Source organism: Achromobacter xylosoxidans (genome assembly GCF_014490035.1).
GTDB lineage: Bacteria > Pseudomonadota > Gammaproteobacteria > Burkholderiales > Burkholderiaceae_B > Achromobacter > Achromobacter bronchisepticus_A.
In genome coordinates this window covers 2096270-2119238 of sequence record NZ_CP061008.1, presented here as the reverse complement: position 1 = coordinate 2119238, position 22969 = coordinate 2096270, and the positions used below count along the sequence as shown (strand labels likewise).

General features: G+C 59.7%; 39 protein-coding genes. 27 read left to right on the top strand and 12 right to left on the bottom strand.

Annotation, left to right across the window (positions count from 1 at the left end):
* The 11 genes from IAG39_RS09975 to IAG39_RS09925 form a co-directional block, all read right to left on the bottom strand.
* Nucleotides 1–1383, bottom strand: coding sequence for a PBSX family phage terminase large subunit (locus IAG39_RS09975; protein WP_118934417.1), 1383 nt, complete (start codon nt 1381–1383; stop codon nt 1–3).
* Nucleotides 1364–1627 (bottom strand): hypothetical protein, encoded by a 264-nt coding sequence (locus IAG39_RS09970; RefSeq protein ID WP_118934419.1) that lies wholly within the window; start codon nt 1625–1627, stop codon nt 1364–1366. The genes IAG39_RS09975 and IAG39_RS09970 overlap by 20 nt, the downstream gene beginning before the upstream one ends.
* Before the next feature lie 405 nt (nt 1628–2032).
* On the bottom strand, nt 2033–2437 hold the full coding sequence (locus tag IAG39_RS09965) for a hypothetical protein (protein WP_118934421.1): 405 nt from the start codon (nt 2435–2437) through the stop codon (nt 2033–2035).
* A gap of 228 nt (nt 2438–2665) precedes the next feature.
* Complete coding sequence (locus tag IAG39_RS09960; protein WP_165867957.1) at nt 2666–2824, bottom strand: hypothetical protein; 159 nt, start codon at nt 2822–2824, stop codon at nt 2666–2668.
* A gap of 112 nt (nt 2825–2936) precedes the next feature.
* Nucleotides 2937–3278 carry a DUF1064 domain-containing protein gene (locus IAG39_RS09955; protein ID WP_118934422.1) on the bottom strand — a complete coding sequence of 114 codons (342 nt, stop codon included), beginning with the start codon at nt 3276–3278 and terminating at the stop codon, nt 2937–2939.
* 217 nt (nt 3279–3495) lie between these two features.
* Nucleotides 3496–3855: a hypothetical protein gene (locus IAG39_RS09950; RefSeq protein WP_118934426.1), complete on the bottom strand. Its 360-nt coding sequence runs from the start codon at nt 3853–3855 to the stop codon at nt 3496–3498.
* Nucleotides 3852–4526: a hypothetical protein gene (locus IAG39_RS09945; RefSeq protein ID WP_118934428.1), complete on the bottom strand. Its 675-nt coding sequence runs from the start codon at nt 4524–4526 to the stop codon at nt 3852–3854. The genes IAG39_RS09950 and IAG39_RS09945 overlap by 4 nt, the downstream gene beginning before the upstream one ends.
* Nucleotides 4513–5310, bottom strand: coding sequence for a hypothetical protein (locus IAG39_RS09940; protein WP_118934430.1), 798 nt, complete (start codon nt 5308–5310; stop codon nt 4513–4515). Before IAG39_RS09940 ends, IAG39_RS09945 begins: the two co-directional genes overlap by 14 nt.
* On the bottom strand, nt 5310–5669 hold the full coding sequence (locus IAG39_RS09935) for a Ref family recombination enhancement nuclease (RefSeq protein WP_118934432.1): 360 nt from the start codon (nt 5667–5669) through the stop codon (nt 5310–5312). The genes IAG39_RS09940 and IAG39_RS09935 overlap by 1 nt, the downstream gene beginning before the upstream one ends.
* Nucleotides 5666–6082 carry a recombination protein NinB gene (locus IAG39_RS09930; RefSeq protein WP_118934434.1) on the bottom strand — a complete coding sequence of 139 codons (417 nt, stop codon included), beginning with the start codon at nt 6080–6082 and terminating at the stop codon, nt 5666–5668. Before IAG39_RS09930 ends, IAG39_RS09935 begins: the two co-directional genes overlap by 4 nt.
* Nucleotide 6083: 1 nt before the next feature.
* Nucleotides 6084–6398 (bottom strand): CII family transcriptional regulator, encoded by a 315-nt coding sequence (locus IAG39_RS09925; RefSeq protein ID WP_118934436.1) that lies wholly within the window; start codon nt 6396–6398, stop codon nt 6084–6086.
* A gap of 32 nt (nt 6399–6430) precedes the next feature.
* Here IAG39_RS09925 and IAG39_RS09920 point away from each other — a divergent pair, with 32 nt between their 5' ends.
* The gene (locus IAG39_RS09920; protein WP_165867958.1) at nt 6431–6595 is read left to right on the top strand and encodes a hypothetical protein; all 165 of its coding nucleotides are present in this window, start codon (nt 6431–6433) and stop codon (nt 6593–6595) included.
* Between the two features lie 2 nt (nt 6596–6597).
* Here the strand turns inward: IAG39_RS09920 and IAG39_RS09915 are convergent, their stop codons facing one another.
* Complete coding sequence (locus tag IAG39_RS09915; protein ID WP_118934437.1) at nt 6598–6819, bottom strand: transcriptional regulator; 222 nt, start codon at nt 6817–6819, stop codon at nt 6598–6600.
* A gap of 40 nt (nt 6820–6859) precedes the next feature.
* On the opposite strand from IAG39_RS09915, the gene IAG39_RS09910 reads away from it, so the two are divergent.
* From IAG39_RS09910 to IAG39_RS09785, 26 genes are all read left to right on the top strand, one after another.
* Entirely contained in the window at nt 6860–7606 is a 747-nt protein-coding gene (locus IAG39_RS09910; protein ID WP_118934439.1) for an XRE family transcriptional regulator, read from the top strand.
* 6 nt (nt 7607–7612) lie between these two features.
* Nucleotides 7613–7912, top strand: coding sequence for a hypothetical protein (locus IAG39_RS09905; protein WP_118934441.1), 300 nt, complete (start codon nt 7613–7615; stop codon nt 7910–7912).
* Nucleotides 7913–8331: 419 nt separating this feature from the next.
* Nucleotides 8332–8553: a hypothetical protein gene (locus IAG39_RS09900; protein WP_118934443.1), complete on the top strand. Its 222-nt coding sequence runs from the start codon at nt 8332–8334 to the stop codon at nt 8551–8553.
* A gap of 492 nt (nt 8554–9045) precedes the next feature.
* Entirely contained in the window at nt 9046–9336 is a 291-nt protein-coding gene (locus IAG39_RS09895; protein WP_118934445.1) for a hypothetical protein, read from the top strand.
* Between the two features lie 538 nt (nt 9337–9874).
* The gene (locus IAG39_RS09890) at nt 9875–10060 is read left to right on the top strand and encodes a hypothetical protein (protein ID WP_118934447.1); all 186 of its coding nucleotides are present in this window, start codon (nt 9875–9877) and stop codon (nt 10058–10060) included.
* Nucleotides 10057–10254, top strand: a complete 198-nt coding sequence (locus tag IAG39_RS09885) for a hypothetical protein (RefSeq protein ID WP_118934449.1) — start codon at nt 10057–10059, stop codon at nt 10252–10254. The genes IAG39_RS09890 and IAG39_RS09885 overlap by 4 nt, the downstream gene beginning before the upstream one ends.
* Before the next feature lie 8 nt (nt 10255–10262).
* Complete coding sequence (locus IAG39_RS09880; RefSeq protein WP_118934450.1) at nt 10263–10565, top strand: hypothetical protein; 303 nt, start codon at nt 10263–10265, stop codon at nt 10563–10565.
* A 63-nt stretch (nt 10566–10628) separates the two neighbouring features.
* A complete protein-coding gene (locus tag IAG39_RS09875) occupies nt 10629–10901 on the top strand; it encodes a hypothetical protein (RefSeq protein ID WP_118934452.1) in 273 nt (90 codons plus the stop codon).
* A gap of 3 nt (nt 10902–10904) precedes the next feature.
* Entirely contained in the window at nt 10905–11225 is a 321-nt protein-coding gene (locus IAG39_RS09870; RefSeq protein ID WP_124260406.1) for a hypothetical protein, read from the top strand.
* Nucleotides 11222–11389, top strand: a complete 168-nt coding sequence (locus tag IAG39_RS09865) for a hypothetical protein (RefSeq protein ID WP_165867959.1) — start codon at nt 11222–11224, stop codon at nt 11387–11389. The genes IAG39_RS09870 and IAG39_RS09865 overlap by 4 nt, the downstream gene beginning before the upstream one ends.
* A gap of 9 nt (nt 11390–11398) precedes the next feature.
* A complete protein-coding gene (locus tag IAG39_RS09860) occupies nt 11399–11890 on the top strand; it encodes an HNH endonuclease (RefSeq protein ID WP_205736620.1) in 492 nt (163 codons plus the stop codon).
* Between the two features lie 63 nt (nt 11891–11953).
* Nucleotides 11954–12604, top strand: coding sequence for an ERF family protein (locus tag IAG39_RS09855; protein WP_118934456.1), 651 nt, complete (start codon nt 11954–11956; stop codon nt 12602–12604).
* Nucleotides 12601–13020: a single-stranded DNA-binding protein gene (locus IAG39_RS09850; protein WP_118934458.1), complete on the top strand. Its 420-nt coding sequence runs from the start codon at nt 12601–12603 to the stop codon at nt 13018–13020. Before IAG39_RS09855 ends, IAG39_RS09850 begins: the two co-directional genes overlap by 4 nt.
* Before the next feature lie 567 nt (nt 13021–13587).
* Nucleotides 13588–13752 carry a hypothetical protein gene (locus tag IAG39_RS09845; RefSeq protein WP_165867960.1) on the top strand — a complete coding sequence of 55 codons (165 nt, stop codon included), beginning with the start codon at nt 13588–13590 and terminating at the stop codon, nt 13750–13752.
* A gap of 1 nt (nt 13753) precedes the next feature.
* Nucleotides 13754–14323 (top strand): Lar family restriction alleviation protein, encoded by a 570-nt coding sequence (locus tag IAG39_RS09840; protein ID WP_118934460.1) that lies wholly within the window; start codon nt 13754–13756, stop codon nt 14321–14323.
* A 3-nt stretch (nt 14324–14326) separates the two neighbouring features.
* Nucleotides 14327–14575, top strand: a complete 249-nt coding sequence (locus IAG39_RS09835; RefSeq protein ID WP_118934462.1) for a hypothetical protein — start codon at nt 14327–14329, stop codon at nt 14573–14575.
* Nucleotides 14572–15948 (top strand): hypothetical protein, encoded by a 1377-nt coding sequence (locus IAG39_RS09830; RefSeq protein ID WP_118934464.1) that lies wholly within the window; start codon nt 14572–14574, stop codon nt 15946–15948. Before IAG39_RS09835 ends, IAG39_RS09830 begins: the two co-directional genes overlap by 4 nt.
* Nucleotides 15938–16312: a hypothetical protein gene (locus IAG39_RS09825; protein ID WP_118934466.1), complete on the top strand. Its 375-nt coding sequence runs from the start codon at nt 15938–15940 to the stop codon at nt 16310–16312. Before IAG39_RS09830 ends, IAG39_RS09825 begins: the two co-directional genes overlap by 11 nt.
* A complete protein-coding gene (locus tag IAG39_RS09820; protein ID WP_118934468.1) occupies nt 16305–16583 on the top strand; it encodes a hypothetical protein in 279 nt (92 codons plus the stop codon). The genes IAG39_RS09825 and IAG39_RS09820 overlap by 8 nt, the downstream gene beginning before the upstream one ends.
* Nucleotides 16584–16624: 41 nt before the next feature.
* Complete coding sequence (locus tag IAG39_RS09815; RefSeq protein WP_118934469.1) at nt 16625–16897, top strand: hypothetical protein; 273 nt, start codon at nt 16625–16627, stop codon at nt 16895–16897.
* Complete coding sequence (locus tag IAG39_RS09810; RefSeq protein ID WP_124260407.1) at nt 16894–17205, top strand: hypothetical protein; 312 nt, start codon at nt 16894–16896, stop codon at nt 17203–17205. The genes IAG39_RS09815 and IAG39_RS09810 overlap by 4 nt, the downstream gene beginning before the upstream one ends.
* A gap of 94 nt (nt 17206–17299) precedes the next feature.
* Nucleotides 17300–17518, top strand: coding sequence for a DUF4224 domain-containing protein (locus IAG39_RS09805; RefSeq protein WP_118934473.1), 219 nt, complete (start codon nt 17300–17302; stop codon nt 17516–17518).
* A complete protein-coding gene (locus IAG39_RS09800) occupies nt 17496–18485 on the top strand; it encodes a tyrosine-type recombinase/integrase (protein WP_118934475.1) in 990 nt (329 codons plus the stop codon). The genes IAG39_RS09805 and IAG39_RS09800 overlap by 23 nt, the downstream gene beginning before the upstream one ends.
* Entirely contained in the window at nt 18482–19027 is a 546-nt protein-coding gene (locus IAG39_RS09795; protein ID WP_124260408.1) for a hypothetical protein, read from the top strand. The genes IAG39_RS09800 and IAG39_RS09795 overlap by 4 nt, the downstream gene beginning before the upstream one ends.
* A 20-nt stretch (nt 19028–19047) precedes the next feature.
* Complete coding sequence (gene mutS / locus IAG39_RS09790) at nt 19048–21663, top strand: DNA mismatch repair protein MutS (protein ID WP_059372802.1); 2616 nt, start codon at nt 19048–19050, stop codon at nt 21661–21663.
* Nucleotides 21660–22853, top strand: a complete 1194-nt coding sequence (locus IAG39_RS09785) for a cupin domain-containing protein (RefSeq protein WP_059371947.1) — start codon at nt 21660–21662, stop codon at nt 22851–22853. The genes mutS and IAG39_RS09785 overlap by 4 nt, the downstream gene beginning before the upstream one ends.
* The last annotated feature ends 116 nt before the right edge of the window (nt 22854–22969 follow it).

The following is a 22969-nucleotide window of genomic DNA, read 5'->3' as shown; positions in this document are numbered from 1 at the left end:
TCAAATCCTTTCCGTTCGGGCGGGCGTCTGCGCCCAAAGCTCGTCCAGCGTTGCCGTGACGATGCGACCGCCAACACCCTTAATCGGGTACTTGGCGTCTTCCTCTTTCTCGGGGGCTTTGGCCTCTGCCATCACCTGAGCGCCATATGAGAACGCGTCAGATGGGTGCGAGGCCCAGTTATGCAGTGGCTCACGGGAGAAAACGCCCGTGTCCTCGTTGTATACAAACTCCCATGCGCGCAGGCCATCTAAGCCCGCCTCGCATAGATCTCGATTGAAAGCGCATTTCGGCAGCACGGTACGCGCTGCGCCGATCCGGTCAGATTTGCGCGTTTGGGGGACTACTGCCACCTTCCCCGCACCGAACGCGCTCAAAAACTTCTCGACCGTCGTGTGCTTGCTTTGGAACGTCTTGGCCTTGGCATCGTGCGGAAGCCAAATCTTGCCTACCTGCTTGGCGCCCAGGTCAACTATGTTTTCTTGGATCTTCGGTATCCAGTCGTCGGCATCCAGCCCTGATTCACCCTCATACTTGAGCAGGTGAAAGCCACCGGGCAAGCGCTGCCAGTACCACCAGGATGCCGTATCATGGAATCCAATATCGCTAGTTATCTCTATCGGCGCGCCGTCAGGGTCGAACACAATGCCATCCGACACGCGCCCTTCCCGCTCAGCTTGGCCAACCCACTTACCCAGGATGGAGCCGGCGATGTTGCCGTAAGCGCCTTCCCAGATGTGGTCATACTCATCCGGCCTATTCTCAGCATCCCGCAGGCGTTCGCGCTCAAGCTTGGCGGGGAACTTCGGATTGTCCCGCCAGTTAAGCTGCACGACCTTGTATCGCGCATCCTTCGTTTTGCGAAACCGAATGTCTGTCGGGCTACCCTTGCGCCGTGGGTTCCATGTCACCCATAGCTCGGCGTTCCAATCCTCGCCCTCTTCCCGCAGCGTGGGGATCAGCACCATCCAAGAATAGTCACTGACATCCTCGGCCTCATCCACCCAGCATAGGAGAATGCGGCCCTTCGACTTTACGCTGGAGATGTTGCGGTCCAGCCCTGCGAATGCAAAGCTAATGCGCCCATCCCTGGACTTGATGTACTTCTCGCCTATCTCGTAATAAGCCGACAGCCATGGCTCATCTTCGATGGCCCGCTTGCATTCCTCCAAGCTGGAGTCTTCGAGCGAGTTCATGAACTGGCGGGCGCACAGCAGTTGCCCTCTCAAGCCCATCTTGCCGTACATGTAGCCACGCACAGCAACCATCTTGGCAAAGCTACGGGTCTTCGCTGACCCCCGCCCACCGTATGCTCCCCGAACATCAGCCTCACCCTGGAAGACAGGGATCAGCTTCTTGGGTAGCTCAATCCTTACCGTTGACACTCATCGCCACCAGTGCAATCCGTGTGATGGTTTCTACCGGGCCGCCCTCCTCGCCTGTATGTGCTACTTGGCTGAGGTCAGGCACGCTCTTTCTCAGAAGGATTTCAATCGCCTTCAGACGTGTAGGTGACAACTCCTGCTCAGTCAGCCCAAGTGCATGATTTTGCAGCACATTGATCAGCTGACTGGCCTGGATCTTGTCTCGGACGAAGTCCTGGTGGCGTTTGTTAAGCCGCGCTGCCATCGTGGCCTCGCAACCAGTTATCAACCGCCAAATCGACCAGGCAGTAAGCCGCGGAAGCCATGGCGACAGGCACGCATACCAATATGCCTGGGTCCGGGACATCTCCGCCAGTCACACGGTAGACGGAGGTTTCTTTACCGCTTAGGTTCGGTTGAAATGCGAACTCGCGGCGCTCATCAGGTTTGCTCATGATTGCCTCGCTATGGAGCGAGTATTAGGCTGCCGCCTGCAAAGGATCGCGCCTTGGGACAGGGGAGGAGCGGGCTTGAAGCGCGTTCCCGAGGCGGCAGTCTGATACTCGCGGAAATGAAAAAGCCGCCAGAGATTTCTCCCTAGCGGCTCGGTACTTCACCCGTGCTGCATGCGTAAGTGGCACTTACACAGCCTGCACATATCACTCTACTTTCATGTACACACTCGATCAAGGTGTGTACACAATTTAGGCTCGTATCCCGTTGTGTACACCCCCCCCATGCTCTGCGCCAGTTGCTTATGCGCATGCTCAAGGGTGAAGTAATAGATGCGCTTCTCCACTCTGAGCCGATCGGCTTTGGTCTTCACCGGCCCAGCCCACACATAGTGCGCAGTGATCACCACCCGCATATCCGGATGCAGGTGGTTGATAGCATCATCGATTCGCAGCATGTCCCCGTCAGCCGCGCATGCCTCCGGGCCGCTGTATCCCCATCCATCATGGTCTACACGCTCTTTGGAGAATGCGGCGGCAGTGGGGTAGCCAAGGGCGCGGTCCTTCCGGATATCCTGCCGCCGACCCCATTCTGATAGGAGAATTTCAAGATTCGTGCGCATTCAGCCACCCTTTTATTCTCTGCAAGATGCTTCTACTCTCCGGCTGCTTCTGCAGCTGGAAAAGTTTCCCTTCTATCCCGCAATTACCTCTCGCCCGTTCCAATTCACATAAAGTGGAATATCCAACCACACTCGAATTTCTCTCGTGAAAGCAACGGGGAGGCGCCATGCGACTTCTCGAGACATGGGCACAGTTCACGCATCGGCGCGGTTCGTGATTTGGTTGCATCACCCCTCCATATGCCGGAAATTGCTGACGTTACTGGTCATCGATGTAAGTCGCGGCTGGAACTTGGCACGCTCCGCTGCCTGGCGCATTGCCATGCTGGGGACGTATGCGCGGGCATGGATGGGCTTGATATCGCTGGGTTTGACGGCTTGCTTCATTTGGTTCTCCGATCGTGAAGGCGATCATGCAGGTAATACCAAAGCTTCATTCCGTAGAAACCCAGCAAGAATGGCAAGACCACTTTCAAGACAAATGCATAGATAAAGTCCATCAGAATTCCTCCACTGCCCATCCACCGCCGTCCTTCTTGGCCCGGGCCTTGATTGCCACGAAACGCACCGGGTACATGTCCGATGCGACCTTGATCTTTACTTTGGCGTCGTCCTGCCAGTACCCCTTGACCTCATGAGCCTCCAGCTGGCCATCCGGCTTCATGACCATGAAGTCCGGGGTGTAGAACGTGTTGTCAGCCAGGCGGAACTTCATGCCTTCGAACTTGTGCCAGAGGATCCCGCCGACCGCTTGGAGCTGGCCCAGGTAGGCGGCATACGCCTGTTCGGTCTTGTTGAGCTGCCCCGTCTTGAGTCGGCCAAGAGCGAAGGATCGGTTCATTTCTCGATCCTCAAGCCACAGCGGCTACAAACATGACCAAGGTATGAGCGCGCAACAGTACCTTCAGCCATTCTCCTCACGATTTCCTCAGCGCCCGCCCCTTTCAATTCCATTCCGTCGCCCAGCAATGTCCTGAGGCTTTCGCCGCTCGGTTTAACCTCGTACACAGCCTGGAAAGAATGCCCAAGCACCATCCCGGCAATTCCTTTGCATTCGCTCATGCAGCACCCACCTGCGCCATTAGCACGCGAAAGGGATCGAACATCGCCGGGTCCACCGATACGCGAAGAGCGGCAATCGTCTTGCTCGTCTCTTCCATGGCGACCTTGGCCCGCTCGCCGTAGTCCACATCGTCCTTTCCTACGTTCTCCCCAGCACCAGGCGAATACGCAGGCATGCGCTTACCGCCTGGGCGCTTGTGCCATGTCGAAATGTGGGTCAGCTCTCGCTCGTTCAGATCGCGCGCGGCTACCCGAACGTCATGGAGATTGGCCTGCACCAGCGCTTTAAGCTGGAAGATATCGAGAGCTTCGTTCGTTCGAAGCCGATAGATGATCCTGCGTTCCAGGGGTGTCATGATTCCTCTCCTTTCGCCCTCTTGAGCATCGCCGCGATGGTGGGCGACGGTTGTTCGCCCTTGGCAATGCGTTCGTCCCATTTCGCTATCCAGCGCCGCGGATCCTTGCCGCTCTGGTCCAATGCCTTGTCTGCGCCCATCTTCTTCAGCGCCTTTGCTGCCTCTACCCGATCTGCTGCCGTTTGCTTTGGCGCCGGTAGCGCTACCGATGCCTTGGGTATCTCCTTCCATGCCCCCTTCTCCATTTCCTCGATAAGCGTTTTTTCCCAACGTCCCTTGATCGCCCCATAGGTGCTGTTCAACAGGTCCGTGGAACTGACGGCCACAGCAGCCCAATAAATCGCCGGATGGGACCACTGCCCCATTTCCCCACGGCGGCGGCAAGACATGCCGTGCACGGCCTCGTGGTAAGCGATCTCGCTATCCATCCATGGGCAGCACAACCGCAGGAACTCCGGGAGCGTGGGCGGCCAATCACGGCGCAAGCAAGCAACCAAACCGCGTCGGACATCCCGCTCCGCCAGACCGGACAGCTTCTGGTCCCACGACTCCTTCAACTCCCGAGCCGTCAGGCCCTGCCACTGCTGGGCGAACTTCGAGCCGTACAGCATTCGCATTTCGTTGACCACGAGAGCGCCCATCGTGGCTTGTTGCGCTTCAGTGACTTGCATCAATCACCCCCATGTCAATCTCCATCGGCCTATGGCCTTCGGTCAGCACGTCACGCAGTTCTGCGTTCCAGTCGGCAATTCGTTGTGAATGCGTCTGCCGCGACGGAGAGGCTCGGGCTTGGTTCTGCAGCCACCCTGCTTTGAAACCTTGCCAGCCGCGCTCGATCTGCGTGCGCAATGCGGTTTCCAGGTCCATCCCGACTGCTTCGGCTTCTCGCATCACCCCTTCGATTACGGTTTTTGTGACCGTGGTTCGCTTTTTGTGGCGCAGGGCGATGTAGTCGGCAGCCACGGTTGGGGGTATGCCCATTGCTTCCAGGTCAGAAGCCACCAACTCGTCCGAATCCTTCTTCCCCCGCTTGCGGGGGGTAGGGGGGTGTTCTTTTATCTGTTCTGTATCTGTTCTGTTCTGTTCTAGGCCGTTACTGGAACGTTCCTGAAACGTTTCATGCGTTTCACCAGCCTGCTTGGACTTCTCCCGATGCCTGCGAACCCGCGCCGTGCTTGAGTCTGAGGCGTATTGACGCTTGTCCCAGTTGCGCAAAGTCCAGTCGGAATTGATGAATTCCTTGCGCATGAATAGCTCTTTGGTGGCAGCGAGTTCGGCGTCAGAAATGCGCAGCGCAAACGCTATGGAGCTATCCCTTTCCGTTTCATGAAACGTTTCAATGCCGTTACTGCATTGCAGGCACAACAGCATTACCAAGCGGCGCTGCATGGCCTCCGGCATCATTTGGACTTTGGGATCTGTGGCGAACTCGCCATACATGCGGAACCAATCCATTACGCTGCCTCCAGCATTCCAGCAGCGGACAACGCAGCATCAGGGACAACCTGGCCCTGCGTTTGCAGGATCTCGATAGCCCATACCAAAAGGTCACGCTGCTTGCCGTAGCGCGCTTCGAAACGTGCCTTGTAGGGATGGACAGCGATCAGGCCAGGTGCGCCAGTGCCGTCTTGATGATGGCCAGCACACAAGGGCAAAACGAGCCAATGCGCCTCCGGCTTGGTACGTCCGTCGATGTGATGGATAAGCACATTGAAATTGCCAATCCAGTCATTACGACAAGCGACACAACCTACGTTTTGGCACAGAGCGTCATGGAACCGCTTCTGAGCGGCAGAGGGAGATTTGCCTTTCATTGCTGAACCCACCCCGGAATATGCGGCTCATCGGACCACTGAACACTGTTCATGGCTCCGAACGCCTGAATGCTCTCAATCAAGTCCGCCATGTCCTTGACGCCCAGTGCGCGCGTCTGCTGTCCAAGGGCTACAACGCCCTTCCCGTCCAGCGACGGCACCAGTTGCATACGGTTCGTCTCGCGCATCCAGGAATCGACCAGCAGACGCTTCCAGTCTTCAACGCCCAGTTGCCGTCCCATCCACTTCATTTGCGCCGCGATATCGCCGCACAAAGCATGGAGCTTGGCGTTCTGGTTCAGGCTGCGATTCGGCTCCTGGATAGCCACGTAGTGACCATCAGGCGCGGTCAAGATGGCCTGGACCAGCATTTGGCGAGTGGCTGGCGTGACGCGGATGCGGCGCTTGTCCATATCACTGGCTCCGGTGCTGGTTCTCAACTTCAGCCTGCAGGTACTTCGCCAGCATCGTCTTCATGGCGAACAGTTCCTGGCGGCTGATGACCATCGCGTTAGAAGGCGACAGTTGAAACCCCAGGGCGGCAAGGAGCTGGCAAAAATGATCAAGGCCATCTTTCGAACGGCTGAGCGTGCTCGCGTCCACGTCCATGCAAGCCGCTGCACGGGCCTGGGTGAACTCTGCAAGACGGCGCAATACTTCGCCCTGAATTCTTGCGCCGGTCTTGCGGGTGCTTTCCACCTGTTCGGCTGATACTGGTTGCGTACTCATCGTGTACTACCTATCAATGAGAGAAAAAGAACGTGACTGAAACTGAAACCCTGCTGTCCCAAGCCCAAGACATCGCCCTGCGCGCCTTTGAAGATCCCAGCGAGAGCGCTGTGATGGATATCTTTCGTAGGCTCTGCTGCGAGCAAGACGAGGCGCGTATGAGCCGGGATTTGGATAGCCGCGGGGTCATGCATTGAGTTCATCGCGACAACTCCGGCCAGATGCGCGCCCAGTCATCAGGACGCAGGTCAGCACGGGAGATTTCCCCGTTCGTGACGCGTTCGATGTCTACGCAGCGCTCGATGGGGATCGGTCGCCGGCCGCTGATCCACTGCCAGGCCATGGATTGAGTAACGCCCACGGCGGACGCAAATGCCGCTTGGGTCGTGCCGGTCTTCTGGAGGTATTGGGCGATGTTCATAGCCCGATACTAGCAACGCTAGTTCACGGAGTCAATAGCAATGCGAGTTGCAGCTGATACTAGCGTTGCTACATTGCCGCACATGGCAAAAGCATCACCACAAATCGAGCAATGGCAGCTTGAGGACGCCCAGCGCCTCAAAGAGCTGTTCAAGGAGCGCGCTCGTCTGAACCAGACAGAATTTGGGGTGCGGTACGAAATCGGCAACCAGGGCTATGTCTGGCAGTTGATGAACGGCCGCCGTCCCCTGAACATTGATACGGTGAAGAAGTTTGCCAATGGGCTTGGATGCTCCATCGATGAAATCAGCCCAACCTTGGCCAAGCGCGTGGCCGAGGCCTCTACCCACCTATCAACATCCGGTGACAACACCGAATTCATCGCTGTTCGCAGGCTTGATGTCCGTCTTTCGGCGGGACACGGGCAACTTGTGACTTCGGAAGATGAGCTTTCGAGGTTGTCATTCCGCGCTGACTTTCTTCGATCTGTTGGAGCTACTCCCGATCACACGGTATCTGTATCTGTCAAGGGCGACAGCATGGAACCCCTAATTCCTGATGGTTCCACGATCTTGGTTAATCGTGACAACACGACCATCGTCAATGGAAAGGTGTATGCGATTCGGAAGCACGAGGAATTGCTAGTTAAACGCCTTTACAGGGGAAACGGTGGCTTCATCGCGAGGTCTGAGAACCCTGCTGGCGGCTACCCAGATCTCCACTTGAACGAAGCCGATCCCGAAATCGAGATCATTGGCCGCGCATTCTGGGTTGGATTTAAGCTTTAGGAGACTATGTTGCTTATCGCCGAACTTGATGACGCGGAAGTTGATGCCCATCGTGGAAATATTGCTTCCATACAAAAGCAGATTCGCTCGAAACAATCGCCTACGCCGCCCTTTATTTATGGGTGTATTGCTGCCGCGGTTGCCTGGTACTTTCAAGCCACACATCCCGTCATCGTGGTGGCCGCCGTATCTGCAGCATCTCTGGGCATCCTGGCGCGCTCGATAGACCTAGCCATTCTCGAGGCTCGACTACAGGGCGAGCAGACCCGCTTGGCAATCCGAATTGCCATGAGTCGCTTCACGTAATCCCACCTCACCCCAGCCATAGCCCGCTCATGCGGGCTTTTTTTCGTCGTTACAACTTTGCACTAGCGGTGCTATTGACATTCGAATACTAGCAGCGCTAGTATTCTCCTAACGCAGCACAACTCGCACCGCTTAGGCCAAAGGCCAGCACCGCGACGCTGCAGTACCAGCAGCACCGCAAGCCCATGCGTGGCCCGACGCACCTGGTTAGCCAGATCCGAGGGTTAAGTCGAAAGAGGAATGCCTAGCCCAAGCTGCAATTGGGTGGACGCTGAGAAGTGGCAGATAGCGGAGAGCCACTGAGCCGACAGAGCCGCGTGTCTGTATCGCGAACTGGAACCGTCAGGGGCGATGCAGACCAGATTCATCTGAATGCCAGCCCATCCGGGTTCAGGCATTTTCATGAACCTGGAGAAATTATGAGAAACGTATTGGTCAACACAATTCGCCGCCGGGGTCTTGAGTGCACGGTGTTACGCGACAAAGTGAATGCGTCGCGTCGCGCTGCAATCAGCTCGATCAGTGCTGACGAAAGGACCGGCCACTTGGTGTCAATGGCGCTCGTCAACAAGCAAGCGAATGACCTAGATGCCCACATTTCCGACCTGCGCGATCAATTGATCCGGGAATACGGCGGCTAATTTTCTTCCTGCGCCGTGACAGGACGCAGACACGTGAACAAGGAAATGCGGATCCCGACAAGGCAGCAGTCCCTTGTCTCCCGCGACTCGCCGCCCGACGAGAGATAAAGACCTGGGCCGCATTACCGGACGCCAAGGAGCAATCGGGCCGCGTGGCTGCGTGAACGCTACGGCATGGGAATTTGGGAAACCCGTGTGCGATTCGAGAACGACTGACCCAGCAGTGCCGGATACGTACCCGGCCGCGAGCCTGTAAACAGCCGCGCACAGGCCCATGGGGGACATGGTTATAGCCCCATAGTTGCAAAGAATGAATCCTGAAAGAAGCGGCATCCCGGAAGGACGGGAGACAACTCAAGCCGCATATGTGTCGATCTAGGGAGTGCTTGCGGCAATCCTAGGTACTGGTAGGCCCGTACATGATCGCAGCTGCGTATCAAGCCGCAGCCCGCTTCTTTCAGGATTCGCATACCGATTAACAAGGAGAACGAGATGCTCGATCTGGAAGCCGTGTTTGAAAAGTTCGACGACGAGTACATCCGCTTTGAGCGGATCGAGAACCCGGCTCACTCGCGACCTGACGTGTGCGCGTTCATCATGCTTGATCGCCTTGTACCTGGGGGAAAGCGGGACATGGTGTGCTCTGCCGAGCATGACGAAATCTGGCTAGATATCGACCTAGATAAGCTCGCTGCCGTCGCTTCCGAGGAAGACATCCTAGCTCTCGTCAGATGCGGAGTCCGCCTAGATAACGACATCTCGTCTCTAGCAATGTTTGTTTGAATCTCCCTGGCGCCGTGAAACAGTTCGGCCGTCCGCTGCACGAAACGCAGCGCTATCAAGTAGGCACCCCTGGGGTTGCGATTGAGCGGCCAAGAACCCGGGGCCGGACCCGCTGCACCGGCAGCATTCAGGGGGTGCCTACTTGATGATGAATGCTAAGTGACCTCCGAAGGTTCTTGGCTCGGCGTCATCACCCTCCGGCTGGGTAAAGTCCGGTTGTCGAAAGCAGATGCGCTATGCCGCGTCCGGTCTTCCTAGGTCTGAACCGGGGAAAACGCGGCCACTAGTGTGCAGCGAGTAGGAGGTTAGGAGAACCGTTCGAACGGCCGTCAGGCGCAATCGGGCAAACGTCATGCCTAGCCAATCAATACGGCGGTGGAAGTCCGCGCTGGAGACGTAACCAGCACCCTACGGCTGCTCAAGTCAGCGCATCCCTACGGCATCCGCCATGCCACAACCCACTCCGCGAAAAGTGCGTCCCTCCGGCATTGGGGTGCGCTGACTTGAGCAATCCAACTTCAATCCGCAAGGAGCAACCATGGAAATCACGACTACCCAAGCAGTCGCCGCGATGCAGAAGTACGGCGGCAATGGCGTTCAGAAGCTCGCCGCATGCTGGCTTGCTCTGGATGCGGAGAAGCGCCAGCGACTGGAAGAGGCTTTCTCGCCTGAGTTCCAGCACTACCGCGCGATGTATGTGGAAGACGTGAAGGCAGCAGCATGAAGCGCGCAATCATTCTCTTCACGGTCATCTTGGCTGGATGCAACGCTGATGCGAGCGCTCCGACCATCGAAAAGCACATCAACGCTGAAGTGTCCGGATATACCGGGACGCCACGCAAGTTCCTCGATGTTGAAGCCGGCGTGACTTGCTACTACATCAGCTACCGCGCAATTTCTTGCGTGAAGACTCATTAGGAACGCCCATGAGCAAGATCAATCTGCCTCCGCTGCCGGAATTCGACGTTGGGATACTAGGTCAGGTCAAGTTCGCCTACTCGCTAGACGCGATGGAGGCCTACGCCGAGCAGGCTGTACGCGAGGCTCTGGCGGCGCAGGTAGCCAAGATCAATGTTGCCATGGCCTTCATGAGTATGGATGGAGTTAACGGCGGCCCGGTGCAGAAGGAGTACTTCAAAGCTGGCGCTCGTAGTGCGATCCAGGCGGTCAATAGCGCCCTCATCCCGGAGAGTAACCATGTGGAAGCTGCTGATAAGCAACACCCTTAGCCTCTGGTGGTTCTACGCGATTCTTTTGATCCCACTCGGCTACGTAGTGGGTTGGAGCTAGACATGGACCGTTTCCACGGCGATGAGCAGTACCAGATCCTCACAGCCACCGTGCAGGACGTATGCGAGACGCTGGGTAACCCTGCTAGCTGGGACGCGGATGGGCATGACGCGCTGTTCTGGGCCAAGCGGCTGGAGGCGGCGGACTTCTTTGCCAATCTGGGAGCCGCTGATTACGTCTCGATCCTGTACGCGGTGATGAACAGCAATTCTCAATGGTGCTTAGGAATCCAGAGGGATATCAAGCACGCGATCAAAACTGAATTGGTGGGGTGAGGCATGACGACGGAACACACGCCTACTAAATGGCAGATTGACGGCAATTGCGTCTATGCACTGAATGACCAAGGCTACAACCGCTTTTCGGCATGGGTTCAAGGCGGGAATACAGGTCCTATGGAGAAAACTCCGGATTCGGAGTTGGAAGCCAACGCCCGCCTGATCGCCGCCGCGCCGGAGCTGCTTGAGGCGCTGGAATCGATTCTTCCCATGCTGGCCGATTGGCATGACGAATTTCCGGACCACGTAGGCGACAAGGAAGCGCCGGCTGTCAAAGCTGCCCTCACCGCCATCGCCAAGGCCAAGGGAGAGCAGCAATGATCCGCCTCCTACGCCGAATCCTCCAAACCGATGCCCACGCCGCCGTGGGTATTTTTTCGCTCATCTGCGCCATCGTAGGCGCTCTGGCAAGCGTTCAGCAGTCCGATGCCGCATCTAACGAACGATGGGCGAAGGAAGGCGTGGTCTGGGGGCTGGTCAACTAGGAGAAACGAATGAAGTATTTGCCTAGCTATGAGCTGGTGAACTCGCTTCTGGAGTACGACCAAGAGACTGGCGTTTTTACTTGGCGTGTGTATCGAGGCGGCAAGGCGAAGGCTGGTCTGCAAGCAGGATACCTTCGGGCAAATGGCTATCTGCAAATTAAAGTCCAAGGGCAATTTTTCGAAGCTCACAGGCTGGCATGGCTACTGTCTACGGGGTCGTGGCCCCGCCAGCACATAGATCATCTGGATGGCGATCCTTCGAATAATCGCATACGCAATCTTCGCGATGTATCTCGGCAAATCAATGCTCAAAATCAGAGGAGACCTCGAGACAGAAGCACCTCTGGTTTACTCGGCGTATCTCGCCACTATGGGAAATGGCAAGCCAGGATAGGGTTAGGTGGCCGAAATCACTACCTTGGAACATTCACAAGCCCCGAAGAAGCTCACGCCGCCTATCTTGTCGCAAAACGCAAACTTCACGAAGGTTGCGCGATATGAATCAAGACGACGAAGCCGCCGCACTGGCCTACCAGCAAGAACTCGAATATCAGGAGCAAGACCATGCAACACAGCGAATCGATGAAGGCCATCGCTCCGGCGCTCTTGGCTGCTCAGAAGGCCACCGAGTTTGCCAAGAAGGACGCCACGAACCCGCATTTCAAGAATAAGTACGCCGACTTGCCAGCTGTCATTGAGGCGGTCAAACCGGCTCTGAACGCAGCTGGCATCGTGTACATCCAGACTGCCAGCCCGTCCGACGACAACCGCCTGCACCTGACGACGATGTTGATGCACGAGTCAGGCGAGTGGATCTCGGACACTCTCGTCATGCCTCTGCCGAAGCAAGACCCCCAAGGCTACGGGTCAGCGATGACGTATGCGCGTCGTTACGCGCTGGCGGCGATCACAGGCGTCTACCAAGACGACGATGATGGCAACGCGGCATCCGGCGCAGGCGAGAAGAAAGCTCGTATCACCAAGCCTACTGCTGGCGCTCTGGAGAGCCTGAACGAAGACGACCAGGAAAAGGCGCTGGCTACAGCCATCATCATCCAGACGAAGTTTAACGCTGAAGACGAATGGGACGCCTTCGTTATCTGGGAGGAATGCCCGGACGACGTTACGTTCAAAACCGCTGTCTGGGACAAGCTGGATAGCAAGTGTCGCGCTTCTATCAAAAAGCAGTCTGCGGCAGCCAAGGAGCAGAAATGAGCAATGACCTGAACCGATGCGAATTCATCGGGAGGCTCGGCAAGGATCCTGACGTTCGGTATTCACCCGAGGGTTCCGCCGTCTGCAATTTCTCCTTAGCGGTTGGTTGGAAGACCAAGGATAAGGAAGGAGTTGAATGGGTACGCATCGTCGCCTTCGGCAAACTAGGCGAAATCTGCGGCGAGTACTTGACCAAGGGCAAACAGGTCTATGTTTCCGGGCGCATGACGACGCGCAAATGGACCGACAAGGACAGCGGCCAGGATCGCTACGCCACCGAGGTTGTCGCTGACCAGACGCAGATGCTTGGCGGGAAAGGTGATGAGGTGGACCGAGAATCCGCTCAACGCCCCGCACGCCAGCCGGCCATGACAGCCCGCACGGGCGAGGATTTTGATAGCGAAATCCCTTTCTGAGGACACGCCATGCTTTGCAAAAGCTGCTTGATTGATAAAGAGGCCAGCGCCTTCTACGCCAGCAGCAAGGCGAAGTGCAAGGAATGCGTAAAGGCTGCGGTCCGTTCAAATAGGCTTGAAAACCTCGAGTACTACCGGTCATATGACAGGAAGCGGTCTGCTCAACCTGAGAGGGTGGCCGCTAGGAAGAATTACAGCCAAACCCAGGAAGGCCGCCTAGCCCACGCAAGAGCGAACGAAAAATGGCAGGTAGCCAATGCCATACGAAGGCGCGCTAGCCACCTCGTGGCCAAGGCGGTCAGAACTGGCAAGCTCACCCCAGAACCATGTTTCATTTGCGGTGAGAAGGCTCAAGCACATCACCCGGACTATTCCCGTCCACTGTCAGTGACCTGGCTTTGCCCTGGGCATCACAAAGCCGCCCATCGAATCGTTGCCGAACTGCGGTACGCCGCTGGTGAAATCGACACGCTTCGCTTCTAGTCCCCCTGCAGCCCCCCCCCAGCATCATCCTCCGTATCCCCTCAAAGCTGGCGGGGCTGCCCTCCTATTGCCTTGGAGATTCCCATGCGTAATGAAGACAAATGGCATCCAAACGAAGACGACGACGACTTCGTTGAAAGCCTTCTCATCGCCTGGGGTCTTCCGGGCGCAATCATCGGACTGGCGCTCTTTAACGCTGGACTCTACTTCCTCTGGCGCTATCTGCTGAGCCTTTTCACTGGAGCCTGATATGACCACCCTCCCCGCCGGCTGGAAGCCGCGTCTGAGTTGCCCGTTCTGCGGCAGCACCTGCTTGTTCACGGTACCGGACGAGCATGGATCTGGAGGCCAGTGGGTGCCACCGATCCACGTTGGCTGCAACGACTGCCAGGCTGAGCAAGTGGCTGACACCGAGGACGAAGCGGTAGAGCGCTGGAATCGCCGGTCTTCCCCCGCCTCTGTAGCGCCTGGGGATGCGCAGGCCGTGGCCTGGATGGACCCGGAGACGCTGGACGTTATCAGCGCTGAACGTAAGGCGTCCTGGCTCTCCAACTATGGCATCGGCGGCGCGAACAAGGCGGCGAGATACACGCGTGCCCTGGGCGACTTCCGCCCCGCTCCCGCTGCTGGCGATGCGCGAGATGCGGAGCGGCTGGATTGGCTGCAGCAGCACGACGGGCGGTTCTTCAACAAGGACAGGATCTCCAGCATTGTCGGCGTGGGCTTCTTGGTCGCGGGCGATCCGCAGGGCGTTCGTCATCAGACGGTACGCAGCGCGATTGACGCAGCTCGTGCAGCCTCTCAGCAGCAGGAGGGGTGAGACATGCCGATCAAAACAACCACCGTCACTGAGTACGAGTGCGATTTGTGCGCGTCGGAGATCAAAGAGGGTCAGGTTTTTACTGGCGCCAAGATGACGATGTGGCGCGACCGAGACGTGGAAGCGCGCATCGACGTGACTATGACGCTGACCATCGACTATGTGACCGACAAAGGCGTCGTCTGCAAGCGCTGCGCGGCTATCCGGCTGCGTGAGATCGCCGATGCGACTGACAAGGAGTATTGGGCATGACAGACCACACCCCCGCCGCCCAGGCGGCAATGCAAACCGCCCTAACTGATGCTGAACGCAACGCTGTCTTCGATGCGTGGCTTTCCAACCAGGGAGAATTTCGCAACTACTCAGCGCTGATGGAAGCCATCGAATCCGCTGTGCTGTTCAAGCTGCGCGCCCCTGTAGCCACGACCACTGACCGTGCCATGCTCCAGAGCGTTCTACAGGACTTGGAGAACTCAGATTCGGTGTGCCCACGATGCGGGCATAGCGATAGCTGCGCGGATATGGATGTGGTCTACATGATCCGCGATCACTTGAAAGCCCAAGTGCGCGCCCCTGTGGCCGATGAGCGGGCGATTCACCCTGAAATTCAGGCCGTACTCGCTATGCTGGATGTGCCAGTTCTCGGGTATCTCGGCAGTCATTCCGGCAAGTTGCTCAAGTCCGCTGACATGGCGGATAGATTCGAGTCTGCGATTCCCCTGGTAAGCGAATCAGCCCACCGTGCGGCTTGCGAAAAAATAATCGGCTCCCGGGCAAGCACCCCTGTAGCCGATGAGCGGGCGGACGATACCCTCACGCAGGTCTATGACCGGTTCGGTATAGGCATCTTGGCGCGCAACCCCAGCACGTTGATGGCGTGCCTTGGCAACGTAATTCGCCGCGCAAACTGCCTGAGCCAAGTCGAGCAAGTGTTGTCCGTGCCGACGCCGCCTGAGCCTGACGATGAGGGCATATGGGGCGAAGAAAGCCTGCTGCGCTGGGGCGCAGATGAAAAGGGGTATGCCGAGCACTTCAAGGCCGCTCTGGCTGAATGGTCGCGCCGTGCCGCCCTGGCAAGCGCCCCTGTAGCCGGGGAGGCGCGGAAGCCGGTGGCAGTAACTGACCTGCAAGGCGACGTTCACTGGAAGCACGGGCGGAAACCGGGAATAGCGCTCTATGCCGCGCCCCAGGCCAGCGAGGCTGTACCGAATTTGCCGCGAGGCTGGCAGCTGGCACTGAACCTCGCCATCGACGCCATCGAGAACGCCGCGCCGGCTGGTCAGGACTGGCCTGTGAACTGGCCGGTCATTCTGCACGGTCTGAAGGAGCTGCGTGATTCGCTGGCTCAGCCCCAGGCCAGCGAGGCGGCGGCCGAGTTACCGGCTCCTGTAAACGGGGAAGCGCGAGCGTGGAGCTTTGCCGCGCCCGGGCCAGTGGCCGCCGAGGTGCGCGTTCAGCAACTGGAAGCTGCCCGCATCGCATATGCCCGCGAGTTCCCTCCGGATGAAAACGGCGACCCCGACGTGGGCAACATCCACGCGAACATCCGCAAGCTCAAGTCCCAGCTCGCCGCCCTGTCCGCGCAACCGGGAGCGCAGAGAACGGGAGGCAGCGATGCAGAGTGATCTGGAATTGCTGGAGCTCGCCGCTCAGGCAATTGGCGAGCAGTTCCACAGCGGGCATATCACCCAGAACGGCAAGCAGTACGAATGGGTGGAATGGAACCCGCTCACCGACGACGGCGACGCGCTGCGGCTGGCGGTGAAGCTGTCTCAACGTCCTGGCGGAATCGCAATTCTGCTGAATTCTCGCTTCGATTCAAGCATGTTCGCGACGGTATACACCGATGAACACCACTTGGCCGGCCAAGAATACATGGGCGACAACGCAGGAGAAGCCACTCGCCGCGCCATCGTCCGCGCGGCCGCCGAGATCGGCGCCCAGGCCCACCCCAAGCAGCACAACGACGGAGGCGCGGTGTATGGCTGATCAATGCAAATGCTCGTTCGCCATCCGCATGACCGGAGACTGCTGCCGGTACTGCCAGCCGCAGACGTACATCGATCATCTGGAAATGGCGGCCAAGGACTATCAGGAGTACACGGATGGCCTGGTTGAGCAGCGGGATAGCGCTATCAAAGCCTTGCGCCGCGCCCGTCTAGCTCTAGCCGCGGCTGCCAGTCGTATGCCCGAGTTCGATAGTGATTACCAGCAGGTTGACTCGTTCATCCTGCTCCACGACACGAAAAAGCACGGTTAATGAGTCATTAACCGCGCTAACGCGCCAATAATGAGGCAATCATGAACAAAGAAGAACTTGAGCAGATCGCCCAGCGCCCTAGCTGCTGCAAGCCCTTCGGAGCCAGCGTGACGCTCAGTGTGGGCGAGCGCGATGAGCTGGTGGCGATGGCGAGGCGGTATGTGTTCCTGAAGCGGAATTTACCAAACCTCTTAGCCGTGGCGGCTCAAGGTGGGGTCAATACCGACGAGGCGCCCTCGATATTCGAGAAGTTCTCAGATATGACGAAACTGGATTCTGCGTTGGACGCCGCCATGACGAAGGAGGAAGCGTGAACCCGGACCAAATGACAGAATCCGCTGCGAAGGCGGCAGGTGTTCCCTGGGAAGGCGTGTTGGAGGTCGGCGGGGTTTTCATACACAACGGGCGCGTCTGGGAGCCCCTGGAGGACAGCGGACAAGCGCTGAGCCTAGCTGCCGAACTGGATCTTGCTATCGACTTCAGCGTACCCGGGAGAGTTCAGATTGCCGGTCCTCGGGGCCTTGGATTGGACATTTACATCCAAGACCACAACAACTCGAAGATCGACGCTGCTAGATACGGGATCGTGTACGCCGCTTCGATTCTAGGAGACGAGGTTTAAACAACTGATGCAGCAAGAGATTGACCGAGTATTGAAGACCACCCGCAAGTATTGGATACAGCCCGCCTAGCGCGGGCTTCGTTTTGGAGGCGATATGCTGACCCTTACCGACAAGGAAATCGGCGAGATAACGGCTCGCCAGCGGCGACCTGCCCAGATGAAGGTCCTCAAGGCCCTAGGAATCCGGTATCAGGTACGCCCGGACGGCTCCCTGCTGGTCTACCGCCGATACGTGGACAAGGGCCACCCCGATACAATCCCGTCTCGGGAACCGCAAATGAGGCTGAGAAATGGGCCGTCCGCGCAAGTCTGACAAGCATTTGCCGCCCTGCGTCTATGAAAAGCACGGCGCGTACTACTACGTCAAAGCCGGGAAGTGGACGCGCCTGGCGGCGGATCTGCCTACGGCTTTGGCCGAGTATGCCCGCAGGTTCGATAACCCGCGTGGTGGCATGCCCGAGCTCGTCGAAAAGGTGCTGACCCACATTTCACCCAAGCTGTCCAAGAACACGATCCACCAGTACAAGATCGCGGCAGCGCGTATCAAGGATGCGTTTGCCGAATTCGCACCGGATCAGATCCGCCCGAAGCACGTCGCCGCCCTAAAAATGGACATGGCCGATACGCCCAATATGGCAAATCGCGTCCTTTCGTTCCTGAAGACGGTGTTTGCCCATGCAGTTGAGTGGCAATTGGTCGATAGCAACCCATGCGTAGGTATCCGCCGGCACGCCGAAGGCAAGCGCCACCGCTACATCACCGACGCCGAATACGCCGCCATTTACGCAAAAGCAAACCCACGAATGCAGGTCATTATGGATTTGCTGTACCTTACTGGCCAGCGTGTGGGCGATGTCTTAGCTATCAAACGTTCTGACATGAACGAAGATGGTATCGCCTTCGATCAAGAGAAGACCGGCGCCAAGCTCCTAGTCCGCTGGACGCCTGAGCTGCGAGACGCGATTGCGCGAGCCAATGCTCTAAATGGTAACGTTCTGGGCCAGACCCTGTTTCGCACCAGATCGCATGGCAAATCCGCGCCTTCGTATGGCACCACCCGAGATAGATGGCGAGAGGCTGTCGAAGCGGCCGGTGTGGAAGACGCCCATATCCACGACCTACGCGCCAAGTCTTTGACTGATGCGAAACGCCAAGGGAAGGATGCCCAGATGCTCGCGGGCCATACTTCTCCGGCGATGACCGATCGATACATTCGGCTGCGTGAAGTGCCTGTTGTTGATGGCCCCACGTTCAGCCGCCAAGCAAAGAAAACTGCATGACACGAACGATCAACGGCGTTGAAATGCCGCCGAACGTGCATTTCAAACATGGGGCCTTTTACTACGTCAAATACGGACGCTGGCACTACTTAGGCAAAGACCTGGAGCGCTTACCGGCCGTCATAGGGATGGTAGGGACAAGGACTCAACACAAGTTCTACGGTGTGGAGCAGTTCATTCGAGATCGTGTGTGGCCCAGGGCACGTAGCAACGCGATAGGCCGCCGCCGCCTGTCTTTCGACCTGACCGCAGACGAGGCAGTCGCTCTAGCCGATTCGGCAGGCTGGCGATGCGCTGTTAGTGGAACGCCGTTTTCACTAGAGGAAATCGGCCCGCGCAAGCAACGTCCCTATGCCCCCAGCGTAGACCGGATAGACAGCTCACAGGGCTACTACAAGGATAACTGCCGCATCGTTTGTGTAGCCGTTAACTACGCTCTGAACGCCTGGGGAGCGGACGTCTTTTACACTATTGCTCGCCACAACAAGACCAACATCAAACGTCTTTTATTAGACACGTCTAATACTTTGCACCGTAAGTGACTGATTCACAACATACTCCAATGATGCAGCAATACCTCCGCCTGAAAGCGGAGGCCGGTCCCTTGCTGCTGTTCTACCGCATGGGGGACTTCTATGAAATGTTCTACGAAGACGCGGAGCGCGGCGCGCGTCTGCTGAACCTGACGCTGACCAAGCGCGGTTCGTCCAACGGCACGCCGATCCCGATGGCCGGGCTGCCGGTGCATGCCATGGAGCAATACCTGGCGCGGCTGGTCGCCATGGGCGAGTCCATCGCCATCTGCGAGCAGATCGGCGACCCGGCGACGTCCAAGGGTCCGGTCGAGCGCCGCATCGTGCGCATCGTCACACCCGGCACGCTGACGGACGATGCGCTGCTGCCGGCCAAGGCGGACCGCGCGCTGGCCGCCGTGTTCGTGGGCGGCACCGCGCGCGCGCCCCGCGCGGGGCTGGCCTGGCTGAACCTGGCCAGTGGCGAATTCCGCGTGACCGAATGTGCGCCGGCGCAGCTGGAATCCGAGCTGCACCGCATCGCGCCGGCCGAGATCGTCTGCGCCGACAGCGCCGAATTCGATTTCCCGTTCGAAGGCGCGCGGGCCCGCGTGCCCGATTGGCACTTCGAAGCGGACAGCGCGCGCGCGCACCTGCTGGCGCATTTCAAGACCGATACGCTGGCGGGCTTCGACATCGAAGACATGCCGGCCGGCATCTGCGCCGCGGGCGCGCTGCTGCGCTACGCCGCCCGCACCCAGTCGCAGGCCCTGGCCCACGTGCAGAGCCTGTCGGCGGAGCGCCCCGGCCAGTACGTGCTGCTGGACCCGGTCACGCGCCGCAACCTGGAGCTGACGCAGACGCTGTCGGGCGAAGATTCGCCGACGCTGTTCTCGTTGCTGGACGGCTGCCGCACGCCCATGGGCAGCCGGCTGCTGCGCCGCTGGCTGCACCATCCGCTGCGCGAGAACGAACAGGCGCTGGCGCGCCAGCAAGCCATCTCGGCGCTGCTGGCGGGCCGCATGGACATGGAGCAAACCTTCGGCGCGGCCGGCTTTGGTTCGGCCGGCCTGCTGGAGTCCTTGCGCAGCGCATTGAACGCCTTCCCGGACATCGAACGCATCGCCGCCCGCCTGGCGCTGCGTTCGGTGCGCCCGCGCGAGCTGGCCAGCCTGCGCGACGCGCTGCAAGCCCTGCCGGCGCTGCGCGACCAGGTCGAGCCGATGGCGGATTCGCCGCGGCTGGGCGAACTGGTCTCGCACCTGTCGGTGGACCCGGCCCTGGCCGCCCTGCTGGTACGCGCCATTGCCGCCGAGCCTGCTGTCGCCATCCGCGACGGCGGCGTGCTGGCGGCGGGCTTCGACGCCGAACTGGACGAGCTGCGCGGCCTCGCGGCCGACGGCGGCGACTTCCTGGTGCAGCTGGAAGCCCGCGAGCGCGAACGCACCGGCATCAGCAACCTGCGCGTGGAGTTCAACCGCGTGCATGGCTTCTACATCGAAGTCACCAAGGGCCAGACCGCCAAGGTGCCGGAGGACTACCGCCGCCGCCAGACGCTGAAGAACGCCGAACGCTACATCACCCCTGAACTCAAGACCTGGGAAGACAAAGTGCTGTCCGCCCAGGACCGTTCGCTGGCCCGCGAGAAATGGCTGTTCGAGCAATTGCTGGACGTGCTGGCCGAGCACGTGCGGCCGCTGTCGGACTGCGCGGCCGCCTTGGCCGAACTGGACGCGCTGGCCGCCCTGGCCGATCACGCGCGCCGCCACGACTGGATCGCGCCCGAACTGTCCGAACAGGCCGACATCGACATCGATGCCGGCCGCCACCCGGTGGTGGAACACGCCATCGAGCGCTTCACCCCCAACGGCTGCCGTCTGGAGCCGGCGCGCCGCATGCTGCTGATCACCGGCCCGAACATGGGCGGTAAATCGACCTACATGCGGCAGGTGGCGCTGATCGTGCTGCTGGCGCGCATCGGCAGCTTCGTGCCCGCGTCGCGCGCCCGCATCGGCAAGATCGACCGCATCTTCACCCGCATCGGCGCGGCCGACGACCTGGCGGGCGGCCGCTCGACCTTCATGATGGAAATGACCGAGGCGGCCGCCATTCTGTCGGCCAGCACACCCAACAGCCTGGTGCTGATGGACGAAATCGGCCGCGGCACGTCCACCTACGACGGCCTGGCGCTGGCCTGGGCCATCGCCTGCCGCCTGCTGGCCCACAACCGCGCGCTGACGCTGTTCGCCACCCACTATTTCGAGCTGACCCGCCTGCCGGCGGAACAGCCGGCCTCGGCCAACGTGCACCTGGCCGCGGCCGAATCGGCCGGCGGCATCGTGTTCCTGCACGAAGTGCGCGAAGGCCCGGCCAGCCGCAGCTACGGGATCCAGGTGGCGCAGCGCGCGGGCGTGCCCGCCGCCGTGATCCGCCAGGCCTCGCGCGAGCTGGAGCGCCTGGAGGCCCAAGGCGCACCCACGCCGCAGCTTGGCCTGTTCGCGGCCGCGGCTGACGCCGACGCCCAGGCCTATGCCGAAGCCGACCGTTCCGACGACCTCGACGCCCTGGACGCCCTGCGCGAGGAACTCGCCGCCATCGACCCCGACAGCCTGACCCCGCGCGAAGCGCTGGACGCCCTCTACCGCCTGAAGAAGCACCTGCAATGAACCTCGACCATCCCTTGGCCCTGCTGGGCAACCAGAGCCCAAACGACTTCATGCGCCGCTACTGGCAGCGCAAGCCCCTCTTGATCCGCCAGGCCATCCCCGGCTTCAAGCCGCCGGTCACGATCGCCGCCATCAAGAAACTGGCGCGCCGCGACGACGTGGAGTCGCGCCTGATCTGGCGCGAGAACGGCGAATGGCAAATGGAGAACGGCCCGTTCGCGCGCCTGCCCAAGGACAACGAAGGCGATTGGACCTTGCTGGTGCAAAGCGTGGACCTGCATAGCGATGCCGCATCCGAACTGATGCAGCTGTTCCGCTTCATCCCCGACGCGCGTCTGGACGACGTGATGATCAGCATCGCCAGCCATGGCGGCGGCGTGGGTCCGCACTTCGACAGCTACGACGTGTTCCTGCTGCAGGCCGCCGGCGAGCGCGAATGGCGCTATGGCCGCCAGAAGGACCTGTCGCTGGAGCCGGGCCTGCCGCTGAAGATCCTGAGCCGTTTCGAGCCCGAAGAAACGGCCGTGCTGGCGCCCGGCGACATGCTCTACCTGCCCCCGCAGGCGGCCCACGACGGCGTCGCGGTAGGCGACGGCTGCATGACCATCTCCATCGGTTTTCGCGCGCCCACGCAGGCAACGCTGGCGCGCGGGCTGCTCGAAGCGGCCGCGGACCAGGTCATGGCTCGCGTCGGCCTCCTGGGCGGCCCCTATGGCGAGCCCGCCCTGCCCGGTCCGAAACTGTCGGCGGTCTATCGCGACCCCGGCCAGCCCGCGGTCGACACACCCGCCGCGCTGCCGGACGCGCTGGTGGCCGCCACGCTGGAAACCGTGGAAAAGCTGCGCTTCGACGACGCGCTCGCCTCGCGCTTCCTGGGCTGCTGGCTGACCGAGCCCAGCAATCTCAGCGTGTTCGACGCTCCCGAAGGCATGGACGTGGACCTGGAAGAAGACTGGCCTGCCGCGGGCCGGCTGGTGCTGGACCGGCGCAGCCGCATGCTCTATCGCGGCAAGCAGCTCTTCATCAATGGCGAGACTGCCATGGTGCCCGCGGACGCCGCCCTGCGCACGCTGGCGGACGCGCGCAGCCTGGATTGTTCGGATCCGTCCTGCGCCCGCCTGACCGACGAAGCGCGCTCCTGCCTGGCGGATTGGCTGGATTCCGGCTGGATCCGCTACGTCGCGGCGTAGCATCCCGACACGGCCCCGTATCAGTCCTGTACAGAAGGAAATCAGGTCTGATACGCGGGACACATCAAGAAAGAGATAACACGAAGCTGAAAGGTTTGTTGCCGTTGGGATGCGAC